The sequence below is a fragment of the Streptomyces sp. NBC_01089 genome (genome assembly GCF_045162975.1).
Lineage (GTDB): Bacteria > Actinomycetota > Actinomycetes > Streptomycetales > Streptomycetaceae > Streptomyces.
Window position 1 is genome coordinate 1,941,008 of the sequence record NZ_CP108660.1, and the last position, 20,387, is coordinate 1,961,394.

Annotated in this window: 11 protein-coding genes; 2 read left to right on the plus strand and 9 right to left on the minus strand. The window is 70.7% G+C overall.

What is annotated here, in order from left to right:
• Nucleotides 1-48: 48 nt before the first annotated feature.
• The 6 genes from OG510_RS08570 to OG510_RS08595 all read right to left on the minus strand — a co-directional run bounded on the left by OG510_RS08570 (nt 49) and on the right by OG510_RS08595 (nt 16,359).
• Entirely contained in the window at nt 49-1,146 is a 1,098-nt protein-coding gene (locus OG510_RS08570) for an alpha/beta fold hydrolase (protein WP_406136173.1), read from the minus strand.
• Entirely contained in the window at nt 1,143-3,548 is a 2,406-nt protein-coding gene (locus OG510_RS08575; protein WP_406136174.1) for a thioester reductase domain-containing protein, read from the minus strand. The genes OG510_RS08570 and OG510_RS08575 overlap by 4 nt, the downstream gene beginning before the upstream one ends.
• A complete protein-coding gene (locus tag OG510_RS08580) occupies nt 3,541-14,619 on the minus strand; it encodes an HAD-IIIC family phosphatase (protein ID WP_406136175.1) in 11,079 nt (3,692 codons plus the stop codon). Before OG510_RS08580 ends, OG510_RS08575 begins: the two co-directional genes overlap by 8 nt.
• A 224-nt stretch (nt 14,620-14,843) precedes the next feature.
• Complete coding sequence (locus OG510_RS08585; RefSeq protein WP_406136176.1) at nt 14,844-15,380, minus strand: LuxR C-terminal-related transcriptional regulator; 537 nt, start codon at nt 15,378-15,380, stop codon at nt 14,844-14,846.
• Between the two features lie 425 nt (nt 15,381-15,805).
• Entirely contained in the window at nt 15,806-16,015 is a 210-nt protein-coding gene (locus OG510_RS08590) for a ferredoxin (protein ID WP_406136177.1), read from the minus strand.
• Nucleotides 16,016-16,017: 2 nt separating this feature from the next.
• Nucleotides 16,018-16,359 (minus strand): cytochrome P450, encoded by a 342-nt coding sequence (locus OG510_RS08595; RefSeq protein ID WP_406142334.1) that lies wholly within the window; start codon nt 16,357-16,359, stop codon nt 16,018-16,020.
• 92 nt (nt 16,360-16,451) lie between these two features.
• Here OG510_RS08595 and OG510_RS08600 point away from each other — a divergent pair, with 92 nt between their 5' ends.
• Complete coding sequence (locus OG510_RS08600; RefSeq protein WP_406136178.1) at nt 16,452-17,087, plus strand: hypothetical protein; 636 nt, start codon at nt 16,452-16,454, stop codon at nt 17,085-17,087.
• Nucleotides 17,088-17,385: 298 nt separating this feature from the next.
• Here the strand turns inward: OG510_RS08600 and OG510_RS08605 are convergent, their stop codons facing one another.
• A complete protein-coding gene (locus tag OG510_RS08605) occupies nt 17,386-18,150 on the minus strand; it encodes a thioesterase II family protein (RefSeq protein ID WP_406136179.1) in 765 nt (254 codons plus the stop codon).
• Between the two features lie 19 nt (nt 18,151-18,169).
• Nucleotides 18,170-19,105, minus strand: coding sequence for an oxidoreductase (locus tag OG510_RS08610; RefSeq protein ID WP_406136180.1), 936 nt, complete (start codon nt 19,103-19,105; stop codon nt 18,170-18,172).
• Nucleotides 19,106-19,186: 81 nt separating this feature from the next.
• Between OG510_RS08610 and OG510_RS08615 the strand changes: the two genes are divergently transcribed.
• Nucleotides 19,187-19,795 carry a TetR family transcriptional regulator gene (locus OG510_RS08615; RefSeq protein ID WP_406136182.1) on the plus strand — a complete coding sequence of 203 codons (609 nt, stop codon included), beginning with the start codon at nt 19,187-19,189 and terminating at the stop codon, nt 19,793-19,795.
• Between the two features lie 178 nt (nt 19,796-19,973).
• On the opposite strand, the gene OG510_RS08620 is transcribed toward OG510_RS08615, so the two are convergent.
• The gene (locus OG510_RS08620; protein ID WP_406136183.1) at nt 19,974-20,351 is read right to left on the minus strand and encodes an HGxxPAAW family protein; all 378 of its coding nucleotides are present in this window, start codon (nt 20,349-20,351) and stop codon (nt 19,974-19,976) included.
• Nucleotides 20,352-20,387: the final 36 nt, after the last annotated feature.

Below are 20,387 nucleotides of genomic sequence, written 5' to 3' on the forward strand. Positions count from 1 at the left end.
GTCCAGCACCGGCTTCCGCAACTGGCCGGTATGGACCGGCCGCCGCCATCACACCCTGACGTCGACGGACCGGCACTCGTCGAGAAAATCCACAATGTGGCCGAATACGTCCAGGGCCGCGTTGCGGCCGATGAACGTGTCGAGGTGGCCGTATCCCGGCACCTCCACGTAGCGGATGTCCATCTCCGGGTTCCGGCGCGAAAGGACGTCGTGGCAGAGCTGGTTGGAGTCGTACCAGAAGCGGTTGTCACTGCCGGACAGCAGCATCAGCGGTGCCTCGATCCTGTCCGCGTTGTCGAGCGCGTTCTTCGGCAACGCGTCGTACCGTCCGTCGGCGTCGTTGTACCGCATCATCGTGTGGGCCAGTTCGATGCTGCGCAGATGCGGCAGGATCCACATCGGCACCGTGCCGTACAGGTCGGCCAGCCGGTCGTGGGTGAGGACGTCGAGGTTGTCGTGCTCGAAGAGCGAACCCCCCACACCCCACGAGTCGTTGTGCAGGATCTGGCAGTTGGGGTCCTTGCACTCAGCGCCCAGCGAGACCTCCGCGAAGATCAGGGAGTGCTTCGACCACATCCCCACCTTCTTGAAGTCGGTGGGGATGTTGACGAGGCGGGACCGGAGCAGCTCCCCGCCGAAGTGCAGACGCGCCCGCGTCTTCCAGGACATCTTCGGCGTGAGGAACACCCCCTGCGCGACGACGCCCGCAAGACCGGGCACCAGTCCCGCCGTCATGCTCAGCGACAGGCACATCGCCCCGATGCAGTGCGCGACGACCAGCAGCTGGCGGCCGTCGATCCGTTCCTTGATCAGCGACACCGCCTCGGGGATGTCGTAGAGCGCCACGTCGTCGAAGGTGTAGCGCACCCGGCCCTCGTTGTACGGCAGGCGGCAGCTGCCGCGCCAGTCGAGCAGCCAGGGCTCGTAGCCCGCGTCGAGCAGGACGTCGACCAGGTTACGGGTCTCGGGCAGGGTGAACATGTCCGCCGACGCGGTGAGGCCGTGCAGGACGAGCACGGCCGGGCGGTCGGTCGAGCCGTCCTCGGGGAGGACCCGGCACAGACCGAGCTCCGTGCCGTCGGATGCGGTGAAGGGGATCTCCTCGACCCGGTCCCCGAGTGCGTGGTGGAGGGGCCTCAGCGTCATCGGGTCTGCTCCCTTTTGATCATCAGCTTCCTGATCTTGCGTTGTAGCTTGTCCTTGTCCCGGTCGATCGCGTCCCGGCGCAGGTCGAGGAGATCGGCGGCGACGCGCAGGGTCGGCTCCGCGAGCCCCATGCCGACCTGCACGAAGAACCACGACAGCCAGGCCAGCTTGGCGAGCCGCTGTTCCTGCGCCGACAGACGCGGGTCGACCCGGATCCCGTCGATCTGGTCCGGGACAAAGCTCTTGCCGGGCACCTTGACCACACCGGCCAGGCTCGCCGGCTCGTCCTCGCGCCCGATGGTGACGTCGATGGTCCGGGTCTGCTTCCAGAAGTCGCGGCTGGCGCGGGCCGTCTTCCAGCCTTCCAGCCACCAGCGGCCGCCGTCCCGGTCGGCCAGGACCAGGCGGTAGCGCAGCAGCGGGTGGTCGCTGCCGTGCTGGAGCGGGACGCCCTCATCGGGACGGACCCAGATCTCGCCCGCCGTCACCGTGAGCGGCTCCGGGTGCAGCCGCTCGCAGGTCACCTCGCCGCGTACGTCGATCTTCCTGTGCCGTACAACCTGGTACATGCTCGCGATGGACAGCGTGAGAGCCATCCGGCACTTGGTGTCGCGGTCGTCCCCGACCGGGCCGACGTGTCCCTTCGTCCGCTCGCGGAACGACAGGTAGGGCGGGTCCTCACGGCTGGGCAGCCGCGCGACACCGTCCTTCGCCATCCGCTCGAAGGCCTTCAGCTGGGCCTGGGCGCCGTACCGTTCGGCCATGGGCAGGCGGTGCCGCGTGACGAGCGCCTCGGTGCGCTCCGCCCCGGCCTCGGGGCCGAACATCAGCGCCTCGAACAGCTTCATCGCGGTGGGGCTGCGCAGTATCCGGACCAGGAAGTCCAGTTCGGGCACCGGCTCGGCCTCGTGCCGCTGGAGCAGGTCGTCGCGCCAGTCCCGCCAGTTGGCCACCCGTACGTTCATGCCGGCCAGTTTCATGTCCTTGACCAGTTCCGGCAGCGTCTCCGCACGGCCCGTCAAGTTGTAGTTCTGGCCCCACGCCTTCGGGTCGAACACCACTGTGGCCGCTACCTTGCTGATCCAGTCCACCGGTGCCAGGTTCATGAACTTGAACGCCGGCACGGTCCGGTACCGGGAGAACGCCCCGATCAGGCCGGTACTGAGGTCGCGGGGGTTGTACACGCCGGTGCGGGTGTGACCGCCGATCGCGCCCGGACGCAGGAACGTCACGGTCAGACCGTGCTCGCGGGTCCGCCGCAGCACGGCCTCGGCGGCCCACTTCGACTTGTCGTAGCCCGCGAAAAGACGGTCGATGTGGGCAACCGGGTCGTCCTCGCCCATCTTCTCGATGCCGACCTCGTTGAAGACGGCCACCGACGAGACATGGTGCAGCGGCTTGGGCCGACCCGTCATCGCCAGCTCGGCGAGGAGCAGCGGGCCGAGCACATTGGTCTGCCGCAGCGAAGGGTAGCCGCGCAGGAAGTCGACCGCGGCAGCGACGTTGACGATCGAGTCGATCTCCTGGGCCAGGCTCGCCCAGCTGTCGTCCGGCAGGCCGAGGCGCGGCTTTCTGAGGTCCGCCGCGAGCACCGTGACCCGCCTCCGGACCTCGGCGGACCAGGGCTGGTCGAAGCTCGCCAAAGCGTCGGCGAGGCGTCGTTCGGCGGCGGCGTCGTCCGCCGCACGCACCAGGCACACCACGTGGGCGTCCCCTTGCCGCAGCAGGTCGAGCAGAAGGTGGCTGCCGAGGTAACCGGTGGCGCCGGTGAGCAGGATACGGCGCGGCGGCACCGGCTCGGCCTGGTGGCTGAACGGCAGCCGGTCGGCGAGCGCGAGGTCGGCCAGGATCATCTCCAGATCCTCGTCCGCCCCGTCCGCCGACGCGCGGAAGACGACGGGCGCGATGGCCGGTGAGCCGTTCGGTGACGGGGCCTCCAGGGCCGGTGCGTTCGGTGACGGCGAGGCCGTGGCGGCCTCGGCCACTGCGGTGGGCAGACCCGCCGCCGCGGCCCAACGCTGTGCGAGGCGGCGGGGCCGCGCGTCCGCGAAGACGTCGTCCAGGCTCACCCGTACGTCCAGCTCCCGGGCCATGACCGCGACCAGCTCGACCGCGTCGACCGACGACAGACCGGCGTCGAACAGGTCCGTCTCCGCGTCGGCCGTGCCGCCCGGCAGGAAGCGGGCGGCTCGGGCGACGATGTCCGCGGCGACCTCCGCGACACCGCGGGCGCCCGCCCCCGCGGCGGACGCCGGCTGCGGGGCGGCCTGCCCGGCCGTCTTCCGGAAGCGCGCCAGGAGGTCGGATGCCTCGGCGCGGCCCGGACCGCGCCGCTCGATGACCTCCTCCTCGGGGCGACGGCTGACCCCGCGGCTGCGGCTACTGCTACCGGCCTCAGGCATTGCTGACCTCCGCTGCGTTTTCGGATCCGGTGTCCCAGGAACGGAACTCCCGGAGTTGTGCCAAAGCCACCGTCACATCGAGGCGTGGTGCCTCGATGTCGCCGCCGCCCAGACGGGACACCAGGCGCCGTGCGGGCGTGTTGCGGGGCGTGTGGTCGGCGACGAGGCGCACCGTGCCGCATCCGTGTTCCTCGGCCCGGTCGGCCAGCCACCGCAGCAGCCGGTCCTCCACTCCGCGGCCGAGCACGCGGCAGCTCATCATCCAGGCGACCACTTCGAGTGCTCCCCGTCCGCCGTGACGGCCAGGACGCCGATCTGCCCGTACGCACCGAACCGGTCGCGTGCGGTCGCCGTCCAGACTTCGCCGTTCTTCTGCAGTCGCGCCAGTTCTGCGGTGTCCAGGGTGCGGGGCCGCAGGTTGAACTGGTTGGTGCGCCTGCTCAGTTGAATGGTGCGTTCGGCCGTCTCCTCGGACACGGGCTCGATGTCGAGTTCGAGCTGGAGGCTGTCGAGGAACTCGGCGAAGCCCTGCTGTGCGCGGGCCTCGTCGCGCACCTGTTCCTGCCGGTAGAAATCGGCCCTCGCGGCGTCCTCCGCCGTCGCGCCCCGCGGCACCATGGGCCACAACCCGCTGACGAAGCCCGCGAGTTCGTCCGCGCCCGGGCAGGTGACGCACACCACCTCGGGCAGCTGGGCGCACCCCGGCGATCTCCACCGGGTTGTCGTCGAGGAACAGGAAGCTGTCGAGGCCGAGCCTCAGCTCTTCGGCGATCTTCTCGATCCGCGTCCACTTCGGCTCCCACGCCGCCGAGATCGCGGCGAAGTGCTCCCGGTGCAGCGGGCTGTCCGGACGTTCGAGGATGCGGTGGACCGTCTCCTCGTCGTTGTTGGAGACCAGGGCCAGCAGGACCCCGGCGTCCCGCCACTGCAGCAGCCGCTGGGCGAGCAGGGCGCGTGGCCCGGTCGGGTCGACGCCGTCGGCACCGATCTCACCGGCCACGCCGCTCCACAGCGTCTCGTCCCCATCGACGACGATCACCTTGGGCGCCAGGCGGCGGACTTTCCAGACGACGTCCGCAAGCCGCAGCGCGACGACCGCCTGGAACTCGTCCTGGAACGGCAGGTGGGCCATCTCGTCGGTGTGCGCGTCGAACACGTCGTCCGCCGGGTAGTCGTCGCTCCACCCGTCCGACGGCAGTACGGCGATGCCCGGCCGGTCGACGAGGCGCGCCGTCACCTGCCGCTCCCACCCGCGCAGCCGTTCGTCGCCGGAGCGCTCCGGCAGGAAAGCCACGACGAGCGGGACACGGGTGCGGTCGGCGAGGGCGCACAAGGCCGCCGGGTACTCGTCGGCGAGCTGGGCGAGCAGATCGCCGTCCGCGTCCGCGAAGCGCGTCAGGTCGCCGGGGCGCAGCAGGACCAGTCCCGCGGCGGTCGACGGCTGGGCGAGGACACTGCCCGGGTCGTGCAGGCTCGCCAGGACCTGGTGGTAGGGGGCCTCGACCATCTCGAAGGGTCCACCGTCGGCATCGGTGTCCGCCAGGGCGACCGACAGCATCGCGGGGAGGTTGCCGAGGGCGAAGGTGGCCGCGACGGCTATCCGGCCCGGGCGCCGGATCTCGGCGGCGGCCGGGGGCTCGATGGCCATGGCGGGTTCTTCCGGTAGCGCGACGAGGGTGTCCGGACCGTCGGCGATCGCTTCGGCGAGGGCGAGGCAGCCGCGGGCGAGGTCCGCGCAGCTCGCGTCGGAGAGGATGTCGGCGTTGTACTCGAAGCCGATCTTCCCGAGGCCCGGCATCACCGTGACCATCAGGTCGAGGTCGGAGTGGCCGGTGCCCGCCGGGACGATCTGCAGGCCGTGTGCGGCACCCTCCTGCGGCGGCATGTAGTTGAAGTAGACCTCGACGAGGGGCGCGTCCTTGCGGTACAGCCCCTCCTCGACGAGGGTGGGCATCGCATCGAAGAAGGTGACACCGCGTTCCAGCACCCGGCTGAGCCTGCTGTCGGTGCGCCGCAGCACGTCGGCGGCGGACTCTCCCGCCTCCACCTGCGCGGCGAAGGGGATCGGCAGCCCGAAGTACCCGACCGCGTCGAGGGCTGACACATGCATCCGGGTGTCCACGGGGACCGCGAGGACGAACCTGTTCCGCTCGCGCAGACGGGCGAGGTGCACCGTCAGGACGCCGAGCCAGAAGGCGGCGGGCGTGATGCCGAGGCGGTTCGCCCGGGCCGCCACCTTCTCGTGGAGGGCCTGTGGCAGCTCCGCCAGGTGCATGGCCGAGCGGAACGTCCGCTCGGCCGGCCGGGGCCCGGCAAGCTCCAGGTCGAGGCGCCTGGCCCCCACAAAGTCCTCGCGCCACTCGCCCGACGGACCCGGCTCGTCCGGGCGGGCGGCCTGGGCCCGCAGCAGCAGATCGATGTCCCGGTTGGTGACGGCGGCGGGCGGCTCGGCGCCGCCCAGTCCGGCACCGAGGCCGTGGGCGACCAGCATCAGCGAGGCCAGGTCGGAGACGGCGTGGTGCGCGCCGAAGACGAGCACCTGCTCGCCCGACGGGTGGGCGAGCAGCTCGAACCGCCACAGCGGAGCGAGGGCCAGGTCGAACGGTGGCTCCATCAGCTCGCGCAGCCGCTCGTCCACGTCCGTGCCGTCCTCCACCGCTGACCAGCGCACCAGGTCGCCGCCCGGGGAGCGCCGGACCTCCAGCTGCTGCCCGCCGTCCGTGTCCGGGACGATCGCGGTCCGCAGGGCGGCGTGCCGGGCGGCGAGCGAGGTGATCACCTCGGTGAGGCGGCCCGGGGTCGTCGGGGCCGTCAACCGCACGGCGAGGCCGATGTGGTGCGTGACGGCGGGCGTGCCCTGCTGCTCGGCGCGGAGCAGGCGCACCACGTCCCGGGTGGCGGGGTGGCGTACGACCTCCGCGACATCACCTGGTGAGTCGGGAATCGCCGCTTCGGCCCCGTCGACGGCCTGCCCCACACCCGCCATGAGCTGGTCGGCGATGCTGTCGACGCTCGCACCGTTGAACATCGACGCGATCGGCAGAGCCTGGCCGAAGTCCGCCTCGATGAGGCTGCGGATCTGCATGGCCATCACGGAGTCGAGCCCCTGGCTGACGAGCGGCGCGCCGGTGTCGATCTCCGCGGCGTCGAACCCCATGGTTGCGGCGAACCGGTACAGCAGCCGTTCCACGACCGCGTCCCGCGAGTCGAGCGCCATGCGCCCGCCCGTGCCGGCCGCCCGCCCGGCACGGGCCGCGGCGAAGCGGCGGCGCGGCGGAAAGAGACCGGCGAGGAGCGGGGGCAGCAGGCCCGTGTCGGTGGTGCGCAGGACGGGCTCGTCGAGGGCGGCCGCGAGGAGCAGCGCGTTGTCCGTGTCAAGGGCGAGGGCGGTGTCCAGGAGCCCGAGCCCCTGACTGGTGGAGAGGGCGGCGATCCCGCCGCGGTTGATCCGCTCCAGGTCGGCCTCCCCGAGGTGTCCGGTCATGCCGGTCGCCTCCGCCCACAGGCCCCAGGCGAGGGAGAGGCCGGGCAGGCCGGTACGGCGGCGCTGCTGCATCAGCGCGTCGAGAAACGCATTGGCGGCGGCGTAACTGCCCTGCCCCGCACCGCCGATGACGCCCGCGAGTGAGGAGAAGACCACGAAGGCGGACAGGTCCACCCCGGCGGTCAGTTCGTGCAGATGCCAGGCGGCGTCGGTCTTCGGCCGCAGCACGGCGTCCAGGCCCTCCGCGTCGATCGACGCGACGACGCCGTCGTGAAGCACGCCCGCCGCGTGGACGACGGCCGTCAGCGGATACGCGTCCGGCACGTCGCCCAGCGCCCGCTCCAACTGGCCGCGGTCGGCCACGTCGCAGGCCCGTACGGTGACCCGCGCCCCGGAGACGGCGAGTTCGTCGCGCAGCGCCTCGACCCCCTCGGCCGCGGGGCCTCGCCGGGACAGGAGCAGCAGATGCCGGGCGCCGAGACCGGCGGCATGCCGGGCCACGTGCGCGCCGAGACCGCTCGTCCCGCCGGTGATCACCACGGTGCCCGTGCCGAAAGCCGCGGCTGCGCCGTCGGCCACCGGTTCCGTCTTCTGGCGGCGCAGAGCGGGGACGTACAACATCCCTTCCCGCAGGGCCAGTTCGGGCAGGCCTGTGTGCAGCACGTCCTGGAGCGCGGCCTCGTCGAGGCCGTCCAGGTCCCCGTCGGTGTCCACGAGGACGACCCGGCCGGGGTTCTCCGCCCGAGCGGCCCTGGCCAGCCCCCACACAGGCGTGTGGGCGAGGTCGACGGCTGCGCCGGGCTCCTCGGCGCCGGTGAGCACGGCGCGGCGCGTCAGTACGACGAGGCGCGCCGCGGCCGGCCGGTCCTGCGCCAGCCACTCCTGAATGCCGCGCAGGGCCTCCCGCAGTACCGCCCGGGCCCTGGCGGGCTCGTCTCCGTCGTCCGGCCCGGTGCCGCACGCCCTCAGCAGCGTCACATCCGACGCGCCGTTACCGGCGTCCGCGGCCGGAGCGCCTTCGTCAGCCGTGTACGGAGACCACTCGACGGACAGCAGCGTTTCCGTGCTGCTGCCCGGGGTCACGAGATCGCCTGCCGTCACCGGGCGTACGAGGAGTGAGTCGATCCGGGCGACCGGCGCACCGGAAGGGTCGGCAGCCTCGACCGTGAAGGTGTCGCCCCCGGTGGGGGTGATGCGCACACGGACCTCACTCGCGCCGCGGCCGTGCAGGGTGACCGCTCCGAAGGAGAAGGGCAGGGGCGTACGGCCGTCAAGGCCGTCCACCGCAGCGGCCTGCAGAGCCGCGTCCAGGAGGGCGGGGTGCAGGGCGAACCTCGGCGCCTCCTCCACCTGCCGTCCGGGCAGGGTGACCTGCGCGAGGATCTCGTCGCCGAGCCGCCATACGTCGGACAGGCCCTGGAACGCCGGCCCGTACTCCAGGCCGGCGCCGGCCATCGTGTCGTAGTGCGCGGTGGCGTCCAGGCGCTCCGCGCCGGCGGGCGGCCACGCGGCGCCAGACAGCGGCCCGTCGGCCTCAGTGGGCCCGTTGTCCGTGCCGGCACCCGTGACGAGTACGGCGCTCGCATGCTGGGTCCACTCCGCCGTGCTGTCGTGCCGACGGGGACGGGAGTACATGTCCAGCGGGCGGCCGGTGCCGTCCGCGGCACCGATCTGCACCTGGAGGTCGATCTCACCCTGTTCGGGGAGGGCCAGTGGCGTGTGCAGGGTCAGATCCCGCACCATGTCGCAGCCGACCTCGCCACCGGCGCGGAGGGCCATTTCCACGAAGGCGGTTCCGGGGAGCAGCACCGTGCCGAAGACGGCGTGGTCCTCCAGCCAGGGGTGGGTGGCGCGGGAGATCCGTCCGGTGAGGACGACGTCGTCGCTGCCCGCCAGGCGTACCGCGGCGCCGAGCAGCGGGTGCCGCACCGCTTCCAGGCCGGCGGAACCGACGTCGGCGGCCGTGGCGGCGGGCTGCCAGTACCGGCGGCGCTGGAAGGCGTAGCCCGGCAGTTCCACCAGCCGTCCGCCCGCCACCCATGGGGACCAGTCCACATCGACCCCGGCGACGAACACAGCGGCCAGGTTCCGCAGCAGTTGGGCCTCTTCGCCTTCGTTGCGGCGGAGGGTGCCGACGGCGGTCACGCCGGCCGTACGGCGGTGGTCCGCGTACTGCGTGACGGCGCCCAGCAGGACGGGGTGGGGACTGCTCTCGACGAAGACGCGGTGTCCGGTGTCGAGGAGGTTCTGGAGCGCTGTGTCGAAGCGCACGGTCCGGCGCAGGTTCGTGAACCAGTACTCCGCGTCCATGACCGCCGTATCAACCGGCTCACCCGTCACGGTCGAAATCAGCGGGATGTGACCGGTGCGCGGCTCGATGTCCCCCAGTGTGGTGAGGAGTTCTGCCTTGAGATCTTCGACCTGCGGTGAATGCGAGGCATAGTCCACCGCGATACGGCGCGCCTGGATACCATCCGATTCGCAACCCGCGACCAGGGCATCCAGTTCGTCGGGCGTCCCGGAAACGACGACCTGTTCCGGCCCGTTCACCACAGCGATCTGCAGCCCGTCGGTCAACCGCTCAGCAACAGCGAGCTCGGGCGCGAGGACAGAAACCATCCCACCACGCCCCGACAAACGCAGAATCGCACGGCTGCGCAGAGCAACAACGCGTGCGGCATCATCGAGAGAAAGACCACCAGCCACACAGGCAGCCGCGATCTCTCCCTGGGAGTGTCCGACGACCGCGGCGGGGCGCATACCGAGTGACTGCCAGAGCTGCGCGAGCGACACCATCACGGCAAAGAGAACGGGCTGTACGACATCGACGCGGCGCAGCGCCTCCTCGTCTGCGTCACGGATGACATCCAGCAACGACCAACCGTCGGTGTGAGGCTCCAGCGCGGCCGCACACTCGGCCATCCGCGACGCGAACACCGGCGAAGAATCAAGAAGCTCACGCGCCATACCGGCCCACTGCGAACCCTGACCCGGAAACACGAACACCACACCATCGGCGGTGCCGGTCCGGGCCCGGCCCGCGACCACACCCGAATCGAGCTGTTCGGCTGCCAACGCTCCCAGGCCTGCGGACAGTTCACCCATGTCGTGACCGAGAACGACGGCGCGGTGCTCCAGCACCGCACGCCCACCGGCCAGCGTGAACCCCACATCCCGGAGGTCCAGCCCGCCACCCTCGCCCACCCGGGCGAGCAACCGCGCAGCCTGCTCCGAAAGCGCCGCCTCACTCCGCCCCGACAACACCCACGGAACGACGCCGTCGCCCACCGGTCGGGTCTTTTCGGGCGACGTCCGCTCCCCGGCCGGCGCAGCCTCCAGGATGACGTGGGCGTTCGTCCCGCTGTAGCCGAAGGACGACACACCGGCCCGGCGGGGGCGGTCGAGCTCGGGCCACGGCCTGTTCTCCGTCAGGAGCCTGACCTGGCCCTCGCTCCAGTCGACATGGTGCGAGGGTTCGTCCACGTGCAGCGTGCGCGGCAGGGTCCCGTACCGCATGGCCTGCACCATTTTGATGATGCCAGCGACCCCCGCCGCCGCTTGGGTGTGACCGATGTTGGACTTGATGGAGCCGAGCCACAACGGCTCTCCCCCGTCACGCCCTTGGCCGTACGTCGCGAGGAGCGCCTGCGCCTCGATCGGGTCACCGAGAGAGGTACCCGTGCCGTGTGCCTCAACGACGTCCACGTCCGCCGACGTGAGCCGGGCGCCGGCGAGAGCGTCACGGATGACACGCTGCTGAGAAGGACCATTGGGCGCGGTCAGACCGTTACTTCCGCCATCCTGATTGACGGCGGAACCACGCACGACAGCCAGAACCTGATGCCCGTTGCGCCGCGCGTCGGAAAGCCGCTCGACCACGAGCATGCCCACGCCTTCGGCCCAGCCGGTGCCGTCGGCGTCGTCGGAGAACGGCTTGCAGCGGCCGTCGGCGGCGAGGCCGCGCTGACGGGAGAACTCGACGAACATGCCGGGCGTCGACAGCACCGTCACGCCGCCGGCCAGCGCCAGCGAGCATTCGCCGCTGCGCAGCGACTGGACTGCCAGATGCAGCGCCACCAGCGACGACGAACAGGCGGTGTCCACTGTCATCGCCGGGCCCTCAAGACCCAGCTGATACGAGATACGCCCCGACGCGACGCTGGAGGTGTTGCCGGTGAGGCGGAATCCCTCGGTGCCGTCGACGGGGGCGTGCAGGTGTGGCCCGTACTCCATGTTCGTCGCGCCGACGAACACCCCGGTCCTGCTGCTGCGCAGGCCGCCCGGGTCGATACCGGCCCGCTCCAGGGTCTCCCAGGCGGTCTCCAGGAGCAGCCGTTGCTGCGGGTCCATCGCCGCGGCCTCACGCGGGCTGATCCCGAAGAACTCGGCGTCGAAGTCACCCGCCCCGGACAGGAATCCGCCCCGGCGGGAGTAGCTCGTACCGACGTGGCTCGGGTCCGGGTCGTACAGGCTCGCGATGTCCCAGCCGCGGTCAGTGGGGAACTCGGACGTGGCGTCCACCCCGTCGACGAGGGCCTGCCACAGCTCCTGCGGCGAGTCGATGCCGCCGGGCAGACGGCAGGCCATGCCGACGATGGCGATGGGGTCGTCGTCGGGGGCCGCCGTCGCAGGGGCGGCGGGTCCGCTGCCGTCCGCCGTGTCGAGGACGCCGAGGATCTGGTCGTGCAGATGCGCTGCGAGCACGCGCAGCGTCGGGTAGTCGAACAGGATGCTCGCGGCCATCCGCAGCCCGGTCGCCGAGACGAGGCGGTTGCGCAGCTGTACGGAGAGGACGGAGTCCAGGCCCAGATCGCGGAAGGTCGCGTCGGGGTCGGCCGCGGCGGTACTGGTCGTCTCCGCGAGGTGGTCGGCCAGCCAGCGGACCAGGAATCCGTCCGGCTCGCTGCGGACCCGGTCGCGCAGGGCGAGCGTCGCCGAGCTGAGGTGCTGCTCGGCCTCGGCGGCGGCCGGGCGTTCGTCGAGCCAGTACCGCAGGCGCTGGAAGGCGTAGGTGGGCAGGTCGACGGTCCGGGCCTCGCCGACGGTCTCGGCCCAGTCGACGGGAACACCGGCGGTCCACGCCTCGGCGAGCCCGGCCAGCAGTGCCTGCGGCTCGGGGCGGTCGCGGTGCTGCAGCGCCACCGCGAGGTCCGTCTCGGAGGTCGGGACGAGCGGCGTCAGCACGCTGCCCGGCCCGAGTTCGATGAACCGGGTCACGCCCTGCTCACGGCAGCTGGCGATCGCGTCGTGGAAGCGCACGGTGGCGCTGAGGTGGCCGACCCAGTACTCCTCCGTCAGGGCGGCCCCGGTCCGCCCGGTGACGGTGGAGACGATGGGGATGCCGGGTTCGGAGACGGCCAGGCCATGGATCCTGCGGGCGAACTCGTCCAGCATCGGTGCCATCAGCGGCGAGTGGACGGCATTGCGGACCCGCAGCCGGCTCGTGCGGTGGCCGCGCGTACGGAACTCGTCCGCGATCCGGGTGACCGGCTCGTCGGCGCCGGAGAGCACGACGGCCCGCGGCCCGTTGATCACCCCGACCGAGACGTCGTCGGCGCCGTCGAACGCCGCGAGCAGTTCCTCCTCGGTGGCCTCGACCGCGATCATCGCGCCGCCCGGAGGCAGTTCCTCCATCAGCTCACCGCGCGCGGCGACCAGGGCCGCCGCGTGCGCCAGAGGCAGGGCCCCCGACACATGGGCGGCGACGATCTCGCCGAAGGAGTGGCCGACGAGCAGGTCAGGTGTGACGCCCCAGGAGGTGACCAGGCGGTAGAGGGCGACCTGGAAGGCGAACAGGGCGGGCTGCATGTGGCGCATGCCGTCGAGGGCTTCGGCGGCGGCATCGTCGTCGAGGCCGCCGAGCAGCACCTCGCGCAGGTCGAGGCCGGGGACGAAGTGGTCGAGCACTTCGTCCAGGGCCTCGGCGAAGACCGGATACGTCTCGTACAGTTCCCGCCCCATACCGACGCGGTGGGACCCGACGCCGGAGAACAGGAAGGCCGTCCTGCCGGTCGTGGCGACGCCGTTCACCGCTTCGTCGGGCAGCCGTGCCAGGCTAGCCCTGAGCGCGTCCGTGTCCGTGCCCACGAGGACGGCGCGGTGCTCGAACGTGGAACGGCCGACCGCAAGTGACCGGGCGATGTCGGCGGCGTGCACGTCCGGCTGCTGCGCGAGGTGGGTGCGCAGACGGGCGGCCTGCGCGTCCAGGGCGCGGCCGGTACGGGCGGACAGCACCCAGGGCACGGGTCGGCCGGGCGCGGTGCGGTTCACGGGGGCGTCCGGCCGCCCGGTGTACGGCGCTTCGGCGAGGACGACGTGGCAGTTGGTCCCGCCGATACCGAACGAACTGACCCCCGCCACCAGAGGGGCGGCAGGGGAGGGCCAGGCGTCGAGCTCGGTCTGTACCCGGAGATTCAGCTCAGCCAGCGGTATCGCCGGGTTGGGGGCGTTGAAGTGCAGGCTGGGCGGCAGTTGGCGGTGGCGCAGCGACAGCGCGGCCTTGATCAGGCCCACGATGCCGGCGGCGGCCTCCAGGTGGCCCAGGTTCGTCTTCACCGAACCCACGCGCAGCGGGCCGCGGCCGTCGGTGCTCCGGCCTATGACGTCGGACACGGCGGCGGCTTCGACGGGGTCTCCGACCGGGGTGCCGGTGCCGTGGAGTTCGACGTACTGGACGGCTTCGGGGCTGATCCGGGCGTCGGCGTAGGCCCGGTGCAGGACGTCCCGCTGGCCCGCGACATCGGGGTCGGTGAGGCGGTCACCGGCGCCGTCGTTGTTGACGGCGCTGCCCTGGATGACGCAGTAGACGGGGTCGCCGTCGGCCACCGCGCGGGCAAGCGGCTTGAGCAGGACCACCCCTCCGCCCTCACCGCGTACGAACCCGTCGGCGCTCTCGTCGAAGGCGGCGCAGCGGCCCTTGGCCGACATGGCGCCCAGACCGGCTGTGGTCCGCATGCTCTCCGGCGAGAGGATCAGGTTCACCCCGCCGGCGAAGGCGAGGTCGGAGTCGCCACGACGCAGGCTGTCGCAGGCCAGGTGGACGGCGACCAGTGATGACGCCTGTGCCGCGTCGACTGCGAGGCTGGGGCCCCGCAGTCCGAAGGACCAGGAGACCCGGTTGGCGACGATGGCGCGGTGCCGACCCGTGAAGTCGTGCAACTCACCGCTCTCCGGCCGGTCGCCACGGGCGGCGAGGGCGGCGTAGTCGTCGGACGAGACGCCTACGAACACCCCGGTGCGTGAGCCCCGCGGCCGGTCGTTGCGGACACCGGCGTCCTCCATCGCTTCCCAGACCAGCTCCAGCGCGAGCCGCTGCTGGGGGTCCATGGCGGCTGCCTCGGCGGGCTCCACTCCGAAGAACGCGGCGTCGAAGTCGCCGACTCCGTCCAGGAAGCCACCACGCCAGGACCGGCTGCCCTGGCCACGCTCCGCGGGCCAGGGCGAGACGGCGTCGGTTCCCTCCGACAGGAGGCGCCAGAACTCTGCCGGGCTCGATGCCAAGGGGACCCGGCAGGAAACCCCGATCACTGCGATAGCGGCGTCGTGGGCCCCGCCGATCCCCTGATCCCCTGACAACGATGGCTTCATAGGGCGAGTATCTGTTTCCGACCGGGGGCGCGACTTCGGCCAGAGGATGGGGATCGGCAGCTGGGCTTCGGTGCAGGACCGTCCAGGAGAACCAGGACTTTCGACCAGGCCCGGGCCCTGGCCTCCCCCGCCTTCGTCGCAGCCTCCCCGGTCGGTTTCATGACGACGGGGCGTACGCACGGCCGAACCGTGCGTACGCCCCCGCTCGCTGTCCCGCGCCGCTCTCACATGGCTGCGGCCGACGCGATCAGCTGGGCCCGGGACGCCACGTGAGCCTTCGCGAGCACATTGGAGACATGGAACTTGATCGTCTTCTCGCTCAGGCTCAGGCGGCGGGCGATCTCCTTGTTGGCCATTCCCCGTCGCACCAGTTGGAGCACCTCGGACTCGCGTGAGGTCAGCGGTGTGTGCGTGGGCACGACCGACAGGTGTCGCGGCAGCGTGGCTCGCATGTACCTGAGCAGCGGCCCGCTGAGGCCGGGAGAGACGTAGCCGGTGCCGTCGCTCGCCCGGCGCACCGCCTCCACCAGTTCCTCCTCGGGGTCGTCGCAGTGGACGAGGGCACGCACATCGGCCTGGGTGGTGCAGATCCAGCGTGTTGTGCTGTCCACGTCTCCCACGACAACGATGGCGGCGCCGATGCTGGTGAGCTCCTGCGCATGGCCGATCTGCGACTGCCCCTCCAACACCACGATATCCGGATCGTACGACTCGACCGCCGAAAGGAGATCGCCGATGTCGCCGACCTCGGCGACCACCACGAATGCGGAATCCTGCTCAAGCGCTCCACGAATGCCACGACGCGCGTATGGGTGTGGATCACATATGACGATTCGTGCCTGAACTCTACTGTTCACCTCGAACACCCCCCTGGTAAACTTATCCACTCTCACTGTCGAGCGGAATTCACACAGGGGCGAAAAACTCATACCGATAAACCATTCCCGAGCCCTTGCGGTGCGCTCGCACCGATCGGCTGAAATCGCCCGGAACATATAAAGGCCGCGCGAATCTGGACGGGAATGGAAAGCATGACGGCGCACGTTCGACAACTTCGCAAAATTCCAGTATTTGCGAATGGCTGACCCGTACCCGGCCCGTCGCTCGCCGAGAAGAAATCGGCGGGCTCAGGACCGGATCCGCGATAACAATCGAAACGCGGCGTACTCCCCCGTGTATTACACCGTTACTTCGTGATCACGCGATGCTGGACCTCTATCGCGCCCACCGGACACAGCTGGGCAGCCACCTCGACCAGCTCGCGCAGGCCCTCGGGCACTTCCGTGACCTGCAGCTGCACCAGGCCCTCCTCGTCGTCCTGGTCGAACACCTCCGGGACGTTCACCACGCAGTTCCCGGAGCCGACACACCGCTCCCTGTTCACCGTGACGCGCATGGTCACCACATCACCGGCAGCTCGGCCACCCCGAACGTCACCGCCATGGGGCGCTGCGGGACATCGGCCAGCGCTCTCTCGGACCGCAGTCCGGGGAAGCGGCGGGCCAGCTCGACGAGAGCCACCCGGAGCTCGGCCCGGGCCAGCGGCTGGCCGATGCACTGGTGCAGGCCGAAGCCGAACGCCAGGTGCCGGTGCGCCTCGCGCCGCGCCGGGTCGAACAGCTCAGGATCACGGAAGACCGAGCCGTCCCGGTTGGCCATCGCCAGCATCGCCACGACACCCTCGCCCGCGCGGATCTTCTGTCCGCCGATCTCGGCGTCCTCCGTGGCGAGGCGGGGCAGCCGGTCCGTACGACGGTGAGGTACCGGAGGAGCTCCTCGACCATGCCCGACGCCAGGCTCGGGTCCTCGCGCAGGGCGTCCAGGCGCTCAGGGTGCTCGAGGAGCACGAGAGCGGAGAGGCCGATCATGTTCGCGGTGGTCTCGTGGCCCGCGACGAGCAGAAGCATGGCCAGGCTGACGAGTTCGTCCTCGCGGAGCTCGCCGGGCACCACTCGCTCGATCACGAGCCGGCTGAGCAAATCGTCGGTGGGCGCGGTCCGCTTGGCCTTCACCAGGCCCCCGAGGAGGCCGGCCAGGGCGCCGAGGGCCTCGTCGACCTCCGCCGGACCGGAGTTCCGGTCCATGATCACGCGGCTGTGGTGCTGGAAGAAGTCATGGTCGGAGTACGGGACGCCGAGCAGGTGACAGATCGTCATCGACGGTACCGGCAGCGCGAACTCGGACATCAGGTCCGCAGGAGCACCGAGGGCGCGCATCCGCTCCAGCGCCTCGACCACCGTCTCCTCGATCAGCGGCTCGATCCGCCGGATGTTCTTGATCATGAACTCGGCCGTCAGCATCCGCCGGAAGCGGCCGTGCGCATCGCCGTCCATGAATATGAACAGGCCCGATGCGTCGCCCTGCTTCGGCGGAATCGGATTCAGCACGGGAAACCCGGGCTTGTACTGATCGGAACTAAATCCCGGATGCCGCAGCAATTGCCGCACGTCTTCATGCCGGGTGATTAGCCAGGCCAGCCACCGAACGGAAGCCGGACCTTACCGACTGGACCCTCGAGTCGCTCGAGATCAGATCCCGTAACCGGAATGAACGGATCGCCGTCCGGGCCAATGAACGGGTATGCCGGAAATCTGTCAACATCGACCTCTGCCACGTCCCCCACGCTCTTTCACACCTCTCGCACTCAGCTTCGGAATGAGGGATCGAGCCTACCAAGAGGAAAGTCAGAAAGATGTTCGATAGTGAGACAGGTCACACAACTCGCAATTGGCCAGGGCCTAAGTCATATACCTGTTAGAGAAGCCTCTACAACAGCAGCACCGAGATCTGCCGGGACACCGCGGCGGCAACGCTGGACATCTGGTCGGTCAAATAGAAATGGCCGCCCGGATGGGTGTGCAGCTCGAAGCCGCCGTCCGTGTGGTCCGCCCACGCGCGCACCTCGTCCAGGGTCGCCTTCGCGTCATCCGTGCCCACATGCGCGTGCACGGGAGCCGCGAGGCGGGGTCCGGGGACGTAGCGGTAGGTCTCGGCCGCCTTGTAGTCGCTGCGGATGGCGGGCAGCACCATCCGCAGGAGATCCTCGTCCTCGAAGACCCGCGCGTCCGTCCCGCTGAGCGACCGCAGCTCCGCGATCATGCTCTTCTCGTCGAGCAGGTGCACAGGAGCAGCGTTCTCACGCCGCCGGGAGGGTGCACGCCTGCCCGAGGCGAAAACCACGAGCGGCTGCGTCCCCTGACGCTCGAGACGCAGGGCCAGCTCGAAGGCGATCATGGCGCCCATGCTGTGCCCGAAGATCGCGAGCGGCCGGTCGGCCCACGGGAGCACCTCGCCGGTCAGCGAGTCGGCCAGGTCGGTGATGGAGTCGATGCACGGCTCGTGCCGACGGTCCTGGCGTCCCGGGTACTGGACCGTGAGCACGTCCACGTCGGGCGCGAGCGCACGGGCAAAGGGGAGGTAGAACGGCGCGGAACCGCCGGCGTGCGGCAGGCAGAGCAGCCTCGCGCGCGCGTCCGTGACCGGGCTGTACCGGCGGATCCACGGGCTGGTCTCGGTGCTGTTCGCGGTCACCTGCGTGGCCTTCGCGGGCTCAGGCAGCAGCCGGGAAGGCGAACCGCACGGCGGTCAGCTTCTCCGACAGCTCCCACAGCCGGCGGCCGGTCTCGGCATCGGCGGCCCTCGGTGCCAACTCCACCACCTTCGGCGCGCCACGCAGCTCGGCCATGCCGTCCGGGCCGATGAACTGCCCGCCCGCCGCGGACGGGGCGGTCGCCGCGTACAGCTGGGACAGCGCACCCTGGTCCGGGGACTGGGCGAGCGGGAGGAGGATGCGGCCGAACAGCAGCTTCACCATGCCGACCGGCGAGCTCGTCTGCAGATTGGTCGAGGTGTAGCCGGGATGCGCGAGCACGCTCCGCACCGGGCTGCCGGCCGCGGTCAGCCGCTGGTGAAGCTCCCAGCCGAAGACGGCGTTTGCCAGCTTCGACTGGTTGTAGTAGGCCATGGGCGAGTACTTGCGCTCGCCTGAGACGTCGTCGAAGAAGATGGTTCCCTGCCGGTGATTGGGCGAACTCACCGTGACCACACGGGGATTGTCACCTGCTTCCAGCAGATCGAGCAGCAGGCCGGTGAGCGCGAAATGGCCGAGGTGGTTGGCGGCGAACTGCACTTCGTGGCCCTGAGGGCTGAGCGTGCGGGGCGGCGCCATCACCCCGGCGTTGTTGATGAGCACGTCCAGGCGCGCGTGGTCGGAGTGCAGCAGCTCAGAGAAGGCACGGACCGATTCCAGGTCCGCCAGGTCGACTTGGCGCACCTCGAGCCGGGCGTCCGGGTACTCGGCGGTGAGGTCCGCGACCACCCGGCGCCCCTTGCCCTCGTCGCGTACGGCGAGGATCACGTGCGCGCCCTTGCGGGCGAGGGCGCGGGTGGTGGCCAGGCCGAGACCACTGTTGGCCCCCGTGACGAGGAACACGCGCTTGCTCTGGTCGGGAATCTGGTCGGCGGTCCAGCGCTGCTGATTGCCCATACGGCACAAGCTGCCTCACGTGGCATTCGGTGTCAAGCCGATCCTGAGTGTCACCGATGGCACGGCGTATACGATGGAGGGGTGACTACCCGCCCTGAAGTGAGCCTGGCCCAACGCAAGCGTCAGCTCGTCTCGGATGAGCTGACCGGAGCCGCACTGAAGTTGCTGGCCCTGAGAGGGTTCGACGCGGTCACGGTCGACGAGATCGTGGCCGCCGTCGGCGTGTCCAAACGGACGTTCTTCCGGTACTTCGCGTCCAAGGAGGACGTGGTCATCCAGTTCCTGGCCGAGATGGGCACCGGCATGCGGGCAGAGCTGGCCGGCCGGCCGGCTCGGGAGTCGCCGTCCACTGCGCTGCGGCACACCGTCTGGGTCTCCATCGACGCCTGCGCCGGCCATGCCGACCAGGCGCTGCGCGTGGTGCAGCTGATCCTGGGCACGCCCGCGCTGCTCGCCCGTTTCCTGGAGCGCCAGGCACAGTGGCGCGACGGGCTCGCGGCGGAGGTGGCCGACAGGCTGGACCTGGATCCCGCGACCGACCTGTACCCGCAACTGGCCGCAGGGATCGCCCTGACCGCCTTCGGCGCCGTGCTGCAGCGATGGAGCGACAGCGACGGCACCGAGGACCCCGCCGCACTGACCGACCGGGCCTTCGCCATCGTCGCACCGGCGCTTGACGCCGTCGCATAGAAAAAGCTGTAGGGGGTCCACGTCGATGATGTGGACCCCCTACAGCCGGCGCACCGTTGGGGGACACCGGCGGCTCGACGCAGGGCCGCACCCCACGGGTGACCGGTTCGCGAAAGCTCACGCAGCCGGGACCCGCGGCGCGGGCAGCCTCGTCGGCCCCACGCTCGAGTGGCGTCCCTCAGACCGACACGTCGGCCTGAGAATCCGTAAGAGCGGTGGCGACAGCGGGCTCGGGCGCGGCACTCGCGCCCGCCGGAACACCGCGTCGGCCGGCCAGTCGGCACCCGAGGCAGGCCGCGTGCCCCTCACGCACGGCGCGGTCGCGCACCGTGAGACCCCACTGGTCGGCAGCCCGCCAGCCGGGCGGTTTGCCCCAGCCGGCGAGATGCAGGACCCACGCGATGAGCGCCGCGAACACCATGACGGCCAGCCCCACCCAGATCCCCGGGCGCCAGGCGATGATGCCCACACCCGCCACCAGGGCCCCGGCTGTGGCGACGGCGCTACCCGTCCATCCCGCGATAGTGTGGCCCTCGTCGTGCAGATGTCCGCTCACGTGCCTGCCCCCTCGCGCCCACCGGGCTTACGATGA